This is a genomic window from Dendronalium sp. ChiSLP03b, assembly GCF_034531165.2.
Taxonomy (GTDB): Bacteria; Cyanobacteriota; Cyanobacteriia; order Cyanobacteriales; family Nostocaceae; genus Dendronalium; species Dendronalium minutum.
The window spans coordinates 141,929-152,589 of record NZ_JAVRBR020000061.1 but is presented as its reverse complement, the minus strand read 5'-3'; the positions used below and the strand labels follow the sequence as shown (position 1 = coordinate 152,589).

Genomic DNA, 10,661 nt, shown 5'->3' with positions numbered 1-10,661 from the left:
GTAGTGGCGTGTCAAGGCTAAAGTAGTGCAATAGAAAAATTCGATTATGTGTCTAAACTTCAATTTTTCAGAGATTTTTAATGCAACATTTTAGCCTTGCCATGCCAGTAGGGTGCGTTGTCGCAAAGCACAACGCACCCTACTGAATTAAGCGTGATGAGAAGATGCGATCGCATTAAATCGTCCAATCTTCAATTAATAATCCTGGTACTTTGCCAAAATCTCGATGATTGCGTGTTAATAAAATTAATTTATGGGATAGTGCGATCGCCCCAATTCAACAATATTCAGAAATTATCTGTAAGATGCACAAGAAGTAGAGGATTATAGCGATCGCCCTCACTTAACAAGATTGCCTATGATAGTTGTAACTAGACGACACAATCTTGAAACTATGACAGATCAAGAATTATTAAATCGGATCGCAGCTAACCCGAAAATTATGGTAGGTAAGCCAGTGATTAAGGGTACACGCCTTACAGTTGAGTATATTCTGAATCTGCTTGCACACGGCGCGACAGTGACAGAAATTCTCGAAGAATATGAAGGTTTAGTCGAAGCAGACATTCGAGCTTGTCTTTTGTTTGCATCTCGGTCATTAGAAAGTACCAGTTTTATGCCACTACCTGTGGAGATGACATAGATGCGCTTACTGGTCGATGAGTGTACTGGTGTGGTTGTGGCGCGTTGGCTTCTCGATCGAGGGTATGAAGTTTTCTCAGTTTACGAGGAAGCACGAGGAATTGATGATGACGAGATCATTCAAAAGGCTTTTGCTGAGAACTGGATTTTAATTACTAGTGATAAGGACTTCGGTGAGAAAGTTTACCGAGAGCAACGACCTCATAGAGGTATCATTCTCCTTCGTCTTGGAAACGATCGATCTGATAACAAGATCAAAACTCTACAGCGGTTGTTAGAAAATTATTCTGAGCAGCTATCTGACAGCTTTATTGTCGTCACTGAGACACAAATCCGCTTTGCAAGAACGCAGGATTAATTGCCCGTCAGGATTTCAAGCTGCTGACGGACTTGACCGCTGCGATCGCGAAAAACAACGATCCAAACAGACGTATCAATCAGCAGCATGACGAGTTTCGCGCAGGGCTTTGTGGTCGAAGTCTTGGGCAAACTGAATTTGTCCAGCGAGGTCGAGAAGGTTTTTCTTGCGGCGCGATCGCACAAATTCCTGCAACGCTAGATTGATAAGTTCTTCTTGATTGGTGAGATTAGTAAGTTGCAAAGCTTCGTTGAGAAGGGCTTCATCAATATTGATGGTGGTTTGCATGGGGTAGCTATGAGCTGATTGCCTTCAGAGGTGAAATATATACTTAAATATTGTACTAAAGCTTTCCTTTTGAGATATGTACAAAAAGTAGCCTGTTGTAGCGAGCGCTTTTAAAAGTCAAGTCAGGCAAGTTTTTTCCTATAGCAGTAGAAAAAATAGTCAATTTTTAGCCTAAATGCAAGTTTTAAGGCTATTCGGTAACAATCTTTTTTGATGCTTCAGATAATATAACTCTTATTGAGTCTGGTTTTGAGATTTGAAACGCATTTTGCTCAAGGAAAAACTGTAAATTAAAAGATTATTTAAAATGACGATTTTTTAGATTAAATGGGGCGATCGCACTCACTCAACAATATGATAATTGAGGAATGGTAATGTGATTAGCAAAAGCGAGAATAATTCATCTGGAGTATGTCAAACCTAAATTTGCTTTAACGTTTCTGGTCAACGGTCGCTAAGAGGTTTGCAACTCCACCCAGCACATAGCAACAATCGGCTGCAACACGGTTATTAATCTACCTTGACAGGCAATTTTTAACGAAAAAGAAAAACCTCATTGGAAGTAACTTCACTGGGTAGATATAAAAGTGACTCTTGCGTGACAGGAATAAATGTATCAACCTGAATAGCATCATCAACAGAGTCTAAGACAACTACTAAACGTTTTAAGGGAAGCGAGCTGGCTGAAAACCACTGCAAAATTGTACGTGCTTTTGATGGTAACTCACTAGAGATCGGAACCCAAAGACGCTCATCTGAGCTACGTTTAAGCTTGTCACAATGTGAAAGTGCATCAACAAGTGCCCCAGCAGCAAGATCAGGCACTGCCACAATATCTTCAAGCTGACGGGTGTTCAAGTCTGCTTCAGTAGTCAAAAATACTAATAAACCCTGGTGGTCAGGTGCATACCTGCTAATGCAGTGATGAATAACGTGACCAGCATGATTGTGCTTTTCGGCATTTGCAGCAATCTCATCTTGATCTGAAACCCATAGAATGTCTTGTGAAGGTGCAGACAAACAAGATACAAGTAATGAGCCAAGAGATGCTACAAGCAGTAATCGCTGAAAAGATTTTTTCTTCCATCCATGTTCAGCAACAACTAATTCAGGGAAAAAACCTGGTGTACCAGGATCAGCAAAGAGGGTGTTGATTTGCTTGCTGATTAGGAATACGACCAAATTAGCGGGAAAGTTGTTTGCGGCATTAAGAAAGGACGGGAGTGCGCGTAGGCGCATAGCATCATTAAGCGATTTATATGCCATGCGGCGATTATTAGGAAGAAAACGATCTCTGATAGTACTTCTTGTTTCCATCCATTTCGCACTTCCACTGATCGCTCCAATTAAGAAGGCAAAAGCTTCATAGTTGGCAGCCGCATGAGATCCGGAAAAGTCACATGCTACCAAAGCTTCTTTACTATGCCGAACATCAGTAAAAGTTGAAGGTTCAATCCACTGTCGCCTAGCTATGCGCTCACTAATTTCATAAGCCAGAGCAAACTTTGAATGATTTAATTTCTGCCAAATGTGTCTATTTTCTTTCATTCATCCAGTGTTATACCGTAGTTTAGTAGATGTGGTGCATTGAGCTTTGCGACAACGCACCCTTGTATCTTAAACATCAATGGCGATCGCTATCCTACAAATATACTTAGTTTTTTACAAATCAAATAGGACTACTGTATGATATTTGACACATAATTTTACTTTATCCATGACAATTTTGACCGTAGAAACTCTATGCTCAGAAGCTGCTATATTTTCAGATGCTGAGTCTTTACACCCAGAACCCTTACTGTACGGTGTGACTGATGGTAAAGCTGTCGGGACGTACTTGGAACAAAAGTTTAGACTTTATCTCAAAGAGCGATATGAGTTTGTAGAAGGTAATTCTGCAAGCGGTATTGACTTTCCAGGGTTACTTGTAGATGTGAAAGTAACCAGCATTAGGCAACCACAATCATCATGTCCTTTTAAATCTGCACGACAAAAAATATTTGGGCTTGGATATTCGCTGCTCATATTCGTCTACGATAAAACAGACAATAGTACTAACCGCACAGCAACCCTGAATATTTTGCATACTATTTATGTAATTGCCGAAAGAACCGCAGATTTCCAGATGACTCGTGGAATTCGCAACATCATAGCAAACGAAGGTAATAAAGATGATTTAATTGCCTTCATGCTTGAGCGTAATCTACCAGTTGATGAAATTGAGGCAAGCAACATCGCGGATGAAATTCTGCTCAATACACCTGTACAAGGTTTTCTGACTATTTCCAATGCTTTGCAATGGCGGCTCCAGTATGGAAGAGTAATAGAACGCGCTGGTCAAGAAGATGGCATAATTCCTGTTTATAAAATCAACCCATGACTCATACTGCACAGAAAGTAAAGATAGAATATGGAGATTTCCAAACACCGTTAGAATTAGCTAATAAAGTATGTCAAAAGCTTGTTGAACTTGAGGTAATTCCAGATATTATAGTTGAGCCAACTTGTGGTATAGGTAATTTTATTGAAGCTGCTTCAGAATCATTTAAATCAGCAAATAAGATTTTTGGAGTTGAAGTAAATTATAAATATGTAGAAAAAATTAAAGCCAATAATAAGTTGTTAAATGATAAAAGGATTAAAATTAAATATGGAGATTTTTTTCAGTTTAATTGGTCATCAATCATAGGCAGATCAAACGATAAAATATTAGTAATTGGTAATTTACCTTGGGTAACAAACTCACAGCAGGGTAGCATTAATGGTGATAATTTACCAAAAAAGAGTAATTTTCAAAACTATTCTGGTTTAGATGCAATTACAGGTAAGAGTAATTTTGATATATCAGAATGGATGTTAATTCAGGTTGTGCAATGGTTGCAGAGGCGTGAAGGTTATCTAGCAATTCTATGCAAGAGTTCTGTTGCCAGAAAAATATTAAGTTATATCCGTTCTCAAAAATTAAATCTTGCTTACTGTGCAAATTATAAAATAGATGCCAAAAAATATTTTGATGCTACTGTTGAAGCTTGTTTACTGTTGTGTAAGTTTGACTCTAATTCACAAAACTATTTCTGTGATGTGTTCAGCAATCTTGAAACTTCTGATTACTATCGGATAGGTTATTGGAATAATGTACTTGTTAGAGATATAAATACATTTGAAAAAGTACAAAAGCTATATGATAAGCAATCAAAAATAAAGTGGCGTTCTGGGATTAAGCATGATTGCGCGAGTGTGATGGAGTTTAGCAAAATTAATAATACTCTCATCAATGGACTAGGAGAAACAGTTGATATTGAAGAAACATATCTTTTCCCTTTGCTTAAAGGTTCCTATGTTGCTCAGAATAAAACAAATAATACTAATAGATATGTCTTAGTAACTCAGAGATTTGTAGGAGAAGCTATTGAGTATATAAAAGATTCTGCTCCGAAAACATGGAACTATTTGGAGACACATTCAAAATATCTAGACAAAAGAAAAAGCAAAATTTATCAAGATAATCCTCGTTTTTCTATTTTTGGTGTTGGTTCATATACTTTTGCACCTTGGAAAATAGCAATTTGCGGACTTTACAAAAAATTAGAATTTAGAATGATAGGTAAGATAAACGACAAACCTACAATTTTCGATGATACTGTTTACTTTCTTAGCTATGATGATGAAAACACTGCATCTCAAACTTTTAAACTTCTGACTTCTTCACTAGCAAAAGACTTCTATTCGTCCCTAATTTTTTGGGACGAAAAACGCCCTATTAAATCTAGTATCTTAAATAACTTAAATTTAGGAGCTTTAGCAGAATTATTAGCTTAAATTTATACTGATGCATACATAGATTTAGTTTTTAGTAAACATCGTTATTTGCGTTGACAGCGGGTTGAAATGGAGTTTGTGTCAGCATTGGGAGTCTTCATGCTGACACCTTGGTTTAGCGATTTAAGACATCATTCCGATGAGCGACGGAACCTACAATTTGCACTACTTCATCTATTAAAGTTTGGGGAACTTCCATCTCAACCAGTGTCGCCACTAAATCCTCTGCGATCGCATCGAAATGGCTATCGGTTAAGCCCATCTCGGCCACTAGTTCTTTATGTGATTCTCTCATGGTACGACCGTTCCAGTGTTGGGCACCACCGAAAGCATAGGTCATAAAGTCTTTTTGATGCTGCTTCTGTTGCTGCATATCTGTATGAGCGAAAAAGTGCTTAACCCGCTCATCCGCCAAGACCTTTTCATAAAACTTTTCTACAGTTAGTTCAACACCTGCTGCGCCACCAAGCTTGTCATACAGTATACTCATTGAAAATTACTCCAAAAGCAAAAAGAAAGAAATTTAAGACAACGTCCCTTCTAGCACTATTAATTAGAAATTGTGTGTGAGATGCACAAGAGGTAGACCTTTATAGCGATCGCTTTCATTTAACAATATTGCCTATGATAGTTGTAACTAGACGGCATAATCATACAACTATGACAGATCGAGAATTATTGAATCGGATCGCAGCTAACCCGAAAGTCATCGTAGGTAAGCCAGTGATTAAGGGTACACACCTTACAGTTGAGTATATTCTGAATTTGCTTGCACACGGCGCGACAGTAACAGAAATTCAAGGGAGAATATGAAGGTTTAGTCGAAGCAGACATTCGAGCTTGTCTTTTGTTTGCATCCCGCTCAATGGTTATCTATTGAATTTTCTTCGATGGCTTCGGTTTCAAACTGCACTTGGCGGTACAAATCTGCGTAGGCGTAGCCCGTCGTAGACATCGCTATTTCTACATCCACCGATTCCAGCCGCAATATTTCATCCAAATTATACTCTGACAGTACCCATTTACCCTGTTCGTTGCGCCGAAAGACTTCTACACCCGGTTGAGCTACTTGTACTAAGACATATTCTTGCAAAGTTGGTAATTGGCGATATTTGGCAAACTTTTTTCCCCTATCGGCTGCTTCTGTTGAAGGTGATAGCACTTCGATGATTAAGCAGGGAAATTGTATTAATTGTGGATCGCGATCGCGCGGATCGCAAGTCACCACCACATCTGGATAAAAATACTTTTGCCCCGGTTCTACTTGCACCTTCACATCTACAATGTATACTTCACAGGAGCGATCGGCTAGAGCATCATCTAAGAGCTTAAAGAAATTGAAGGAAACCCGATTGTGGTTGCGCGTCCCACCAGTCATCGCTACCACTTCACCGTCCCAATACTCGTGGCGTTGCTCTTGGGTAAGTTCCCAAACTAGATATTCCTCTGCACTCATCAAAATGCGATCGGGTACAGCAACCATCGTTTAAGCTGGCAATGATTTTCTTTTCTAGGATAGCGAAAAAGGGCGTTGTCTTTAGTTTTGTACAACAAGTTTAACTGCGAACGCCCAACTCCATAAAAAGCACTGCATGTTTAGGGATTTTTTGACATGCGATCGCTCTTCTCCTCACTTTGAATAAAGCGTATAGTATTTATTTAGACAATCACTCCGCAGACTTCAGTGTTTGGTTTACTGCTAAACGTGGTTTGCGTCGGTCTGACTTACGGGTTCCACCAGCCATCCCATATTCATCACTGTTTTTGCCATAGCGAGACGCAACACTCAGTAACATATGCTCAGAATAATTATTCAACGCACGTTCTGCCTCTACTAATGCATTCTGTGTCTTATCCATCATCGTTCGTGCTTGATTATGGGCGGCTAGTTTCTCTCGTAAATCTTGAATCATCGTGTTGTAACTAGCAATTGAGAACCCATTGCCAAAGTCTAGATCGGGTTTAATCGTTTGTAATCCTTCAATTCGCCGTTCAGCTTTAGTCAGTGAAATCGAGTTACGTCTGCGTTGCGTCATAAACTTTTCCTTTTTGGATTAATCTAATATAGAGAACCCTGATGATGTTTGATACTGAGTTCTTTAGATACTATAAAAATACGTAATTAACGGATGTATCAGCTACAGTGAAGCTACAGAACTTTTAAAGCATTGGTACATGGGATAAATGCAGGTAGATTTACTGTAATTTCTTAATCAAAAGAGGTTTACGAGTTTAAAACTTGATTTAGAAGTTTAAAACCTGATTTAGAAGTTCAAAACCTGATTTAGAAGTTCAAAACCTGATTTAGAAGTTCAAAACCTGATTTAGAAGTTCAAAACTTGATTTACGGAGTTTAAAACCTGATTTAGAAGTTTAAAACCTGATTTAGAAGTTCAAAACTTGATTTACGAATTTAAAACCAGTAGATAGGGTGCATTGTTACTTAGGGCAACGCACTACATATATAGATATGTAAGCATCCTAACCTTACAACCAAATCTGTAACAAAATATTCTTGTTGCCCTATAGCTCAGGCGATCGCCTAAAACCTATAATTTGTACCATTGAGCGTCCCTACAGTATCAATGGCGTGAATTTGTTGGGGCATTGTTTTTGAGTAAATGAGCTTTGAATGTGTTGCGTTTTACGAAAAAAAATGATATGCAAGGCATTTATTATGTCGCAAATATCATCGATACTATGAATTATCTGCGGTATGTCAAGCCTAAACCGCTATATGTTCATATCCATGATTGTGCTTCAATCTGGGAAAGCCAAACCAGTCATCGGGTCGCGGATATAAAACCCTAGTGTAAGACTACGCATCGCTTCATCCCAATGGGATGTTAGCTGTTCTGCTTGATCTGCCCAAAACTCGAATGTAATCAAACACTGGACATTTGACCCCAAACCAATGCAAATTCGTGAAAAAGCTTCCCGTGGTTCTTCCTGGGTATCAATGAACTTCAGTTCTGTCCACACAATCCTAGCAGTTTGGCGTTTGACGGTAATGATTTCTCCCTTCTCTATGACGTTGCGACTGTCGTCTTCTACCACTTTCCTCAAGGTGGATTTTAGCGGAAACAGACTCCAGTCATTGGGTGGCAGGCGATTGAAAGATACTTCCAAGCAGCAATCATCGTTGGGTGGTTTTTTGTCCATGAACTTAAACGATTTTTCTTGTGGCTCAAAAACCCAGTCCTGGGGAACATTGAAGCGAACAGACCCCCGGTCAGCCACAAAAATTTTGTAGCCTGATGGAGATTCCCAGCGATGGTCGGGTTTGAGTTCAAGCGTTTCTTTAATCCACTGGAGATTGCTTTTCTTACGCTTTGCCATAGTGTTTTTGCAAATCTGCTGAAGAGGGCGATCGCTTATATTGGGTCGTAGGCGATCGCCTATTTTGTTTATGTTATCAAATTGCTAGAGATAGCGGTGCCTTGGGCTAGGCGATAATGGAAGTTACCGCAGTGATGCGATCGCATCAAAAAATGATAAATAGATCTTTAATCATTTACCGACAAGCCGAGTACAGTGTTACAAAATCATCCCGCAATTATGCAATTTTATTTTTAGTAAGTATGCTGAAACTCAAGCTCTAACGATACAAAGCTCATAGCTTGAGAATTTTTCAAAAATCCAATAGTAATCTTTTAGTAAAAACACATCTTTGAATCGATATGAAATAACAGAAATAGTACCCTTAAGGGTACTATTTTTGAGTCGGTAAAAATGTTTAATTTAGAACCAGGAATTACTTCCTAAAAGGTCATTAATTGGAGATATATTAATGGTTGCACAAGTAGTATCGTCATTTGAAATTTTAGTTAAGCCGATCGCACCTTCACCACCCTTTGCTGCGGCACCTTCTAGAACAGTGGTTCAAGCTTACTTTCTGCTAATCTCAAACTTAAATACTCAAGGGCCAGAAGTAGCTTTATCTTTGAAGTTCGTATCTGGTGGAACGGGATTATCAAGTGATAAGCTGATTACTCTTTTAGATACAGGTGTAGGAAACAACTTTGGCAAATTAGGCACAGATGGTAAAGCAGATGATGATATCGTACTTCCTTCTGGTTTTACTGGGCTGTTTATCTTACAGCCAGATTTGAGAAAACCAGACGTTTTGCCTCCTCCTCCTGCGGTTCCTGATTTAGAAATTCGTGGTTATGTGGAGATCGATATCTCACCTAATTCGTCTACTTCTAAAGCAAATCTTTTGGTTACACCGCAAATACGTGGAACATTTTTATCTGATAGTGTACCTCCTGATTTCGATCAACAATCATACTGTTTGCCCACACCAACTGGCGGCGCATTGATTGAGTTTAATTAGTAACTAGAGTCTGAAGTGAGCTTTGCACAAGGCAAAGCTCACCTTTTCCTGATTAAGTTTTTTTATTGTTTAGCTATAATTTTTTACTCCTTTATAATTTACTAATCAAATGAATGCTAAGTTTCAATTAAGACCTTTGTACTTTAACTGGGTTGCTATACATCCTAAGCCAATTGGTGTTATCCAATTTATTGGAGGTGCTTTTTTTGGTACTTTTCCCACAATTTTTTATCGATATCTGTTCAAAAAATTGTTTGAGCAAGGATATACAGTAGTTGCGCTACCTTTTAGATTTAGTTTTCGCCATTGGTCAGTTGCCATTGATTTAGCTCAAGACCAAGTTGAACTGCGTCAAGTTCTTCTTCAAGAAGCAAAATATCTAGGTTATGATTACAAACTATATCAGGAAGATTCCAAAGTTAAGGAAGGAAACTACTTCTGGTTAGGACATAGTTTGGGATGCAAGTATATAGCACTTCTAGAAGTACTTAGTGATTTGGAAGTTAAGGAAATTCAGGATATTCTTGGTAGATGTGTTGGAGACAAGCAATATCAACAAATTGAAAGCCACTTCAAAGCTACTTGGAGCAATCTAGAGAAGCTTTTGATTAAAGGCCAACCTTCTTTATTAATAGCACCGACTATTAGTGATTTTGGTGGCGCTATTCCTAATCGGTTTCTGCTATTGGCAAAATTTATAGAAAATAGGTTGGGCTTAAAAGTGCTACCTACCGTTGAGCAAACTCACTGTTTGATTGAACGTAGTAGCCTATTCAACCTGACTGGGCTGATTGCATTTAGTCACGATCCGATCGCAGCAGCAACAGTTGATTGGCTGAAACCATATCTATCTACTAAAAAGTTTGGTTTACTCTTTAAGGAGTTTTCCGATCTGGAGTTTTCTGTTGGTCACTTGACTCCATTAGGAATGCTCAAGGGCAATCCAATCCTGATTGATAAAGTCCTTATGTTTTTTGCCGAGTTAAGCAGACGGGCATCAACCTGAGTGTGTAATTTGAGCTTACAGCTATTTTCAGGTAAATAGACCACATTGTAGGGGCGCTGTTACGTTCGCCCTTACAAGAGATTGTGGTTCAAATAAATGAAAACTGCTGTAAGATACGGAGTAAATTGGCATCCCGCGATCGCCTACAGTACCAAACCAATATAAACGCAGTCAATCAATTTCTCAAGCTTAGATGAGTCTGCTATGTAGGG

At 38.7% G+C, this 10,661-nt stretch carries 13 protein-coding genes; 7 read left to right on the top strand and 6 right to left on the bottom strand.

Features of this window, described 5'->3' with window-relative positions; genetic code table 11:
• The first annotated feature begins 394 nt into the window (after positions 1 to 394).
• The gene (locus RMY31_RS16060) at positions 395 to 643 is read left to right on the top strand and encodes a DUF433 domain-containing protein (protein WP_409878010.1); all 249 of its coding nucleotides are present in this window, start codon (positions 395 to 397) and stop codon (positions 641 to 643) included.
• On the top strand, positions 644 to 1,000 hold the full coding sequence (locus tag RMY31_RS16055; RefSeq protein ID WP_409878009.1) for a DUF5615 family PIN-like protein: 357 nt from the start codon (positions 644 to 646) through the stop codon (positions 998 to 1,000).
• Between the two features lie 75 nt (positions 1,001 to 1,075).
• Here the strand turns inward: RMY31_RS16055 and RMY31_RS16050 are convergent, their stop codons facing one another.
• Both RMY31_RS16050 and RMY31_RS16045 read right to left on the bottom strand, forming a co-directional pair.
• Complete coding sequence (locus tag RMY31_RS16050; RefSeq protein WP_409878008.1) at positions 1,076 to 1,288, bottom strand: type II toxin-antitoxin system VapB family antitoxin; 213 nt, start codon at positions 1,286 to 1,288, stop codon at positions 1,076 to 1,078.
• 534 nt (positions 1,289 to 1,822) lie between these two features.
• Positions 1,823 to 2,836 (bottom strand): hypothetical protein, encoded by a 1,014-nt coding sequence (locus RMY31_RS16045; protein WP_409878007.1) that lies wholly within the window; start codon positions 2,834 to 2,836, stop codon positions 1,823 to 1,825.
• A 169-nt stretch (positions 2,837 to 3,005) separates the two neighbouring features.
• On the opposite strand from RMY31_RS16045, the gene RMY31_RS16040 reads away from it, so the two are divergent.
• A complete protein-coding gene (locus tag RMY31_RS16040; protein WP_409878006.1) occupies positions 3,006 to 3,668 on the top strand; it encodes a restriction endonuclease in 663 nt (220 codons plus the stop codon).
• A complete protein-coding gene (locus tag RMY31_RS16035; protein WP_409878005.1) occupies positions 3,665 to 5,107 on the top strand; it encodes an SAM-dependent methyltransferase in 1,443 nt (480 codons plus the stop codon). Before RMY31_RS16040 ends, RMY31_RS16035 begins: the two co-directional genes overlap by 4 nt.
• Positions 5,108 to 5,222: 115 nt before the next feature.
• On the opposite strand, the gene RMY31_RS16030 is transcribed toward RMY31_RS16035, so the two are convergent.
• The gene (locus RMY31_RS16030) at positions 5,223 to 5,597 is read right to left on the bottom strand and encodes a group I truncated hemoglobin (protein ID WP_409878004.1); all 375 of its coding nucleotides are present in this window, start codon (positions 5,595 to 5,597) and stop codon (positions 5,223 to 5,225) included.
• 170 nt (positions 5,598 to 5,767) lie between these two features.
• Between RMY31_RS16030 and RMY31_RS16025 the strand changes: the two genes are divergently transcribed.
• Positions 5,768 to 5,920, top strand: coding sequence for a DUF433 domain-containing protein (locus RMY31_RS16025; protein WP_409878003.1), 153 nt, complete (start codon positions 5,768 to 5,770; stop codon positions 5,918 to 5,920).
• Between the two features lie 49 nt (positions 5,921 to 5,969).
• Here RMY31_RS16025 and RMY31_RS16020 read toward each other — a convergent pair whose 3' ends face one another.
• The 3 genes from RMY31_RS16020 to RMY31_RS16010 all read right to left on the bottom strand — a co-directional run bounded on the left by RMY31_RS16020 (position 5,970) and on the right by RMY31_RS16010 (position 8,446).
• On the bottom strand, positions 5,970 to 6,590 hold the full coding sequence (locus RMY31_RS16020) for a Uma2 family endonuclease (RefSeq protein WP_409878002.1): 621 nt from the start codon (positions 6,588 to 6,590) through the stop codon (positions 5,970 to 5,972).
• Positions 6,591 to 6,774: 184 nt separating this feature from the next.
• Complete coding sequence (locus RMY31_RS16015) at positions 6,775 to 7,143, bottom strand: hypothetical protein (RefSeq protein ID WP_409878001.1); 369 nt, start codon at positions 7,141 to 7,143, stop codon at positions 6,775 to 6,777.
• Between the two features lie 724 nt (positions 7,144 to 7,867).
• Positions 7,868 to 8,446: a hypothetical protein gene (locus tag RMY31_RS16010; protein WP_409878000.1), complete on the bottom strand. Its 579-nt coding sequence runs from the start codon at positions 8,444 to 8,446 to the stop codon at positions 7,868 to 7,870.
• Positions 8,447 to 8,897: 451 nt separating this feature from the next.
• Between RMY31_RS16010 and RMY31_RS16005 the strand changes: the two genes are divergently transcribed.
• A complete protein-coding gene (locus tag RMY31_RS16005; RefSeq protein WP_409877999.1) occupies positions 8,898 to 9,443 on the top strand; it encodes a hypothetical protein in 546 nt (181 codons plus the stop codon).
• A gap of 109 nt (positions 9,444 to 9,552) precedes the next feature.
• Positions 9,553 to 10,449 carry a DUF1350 family protein gene (locus RMY31_RS16000; RefSeq protein ID WP_409877998.1) on the top strand — a complete coding sequence of 299 codons (897 nt, stop codon included), beginning with the start codon at positions 9,553 to 9,555 and terminating at the stop codon, positions 10,447 to 10,449.
• Positions 10,450 to 10,661: the final 212 nt, after the last annotated feature.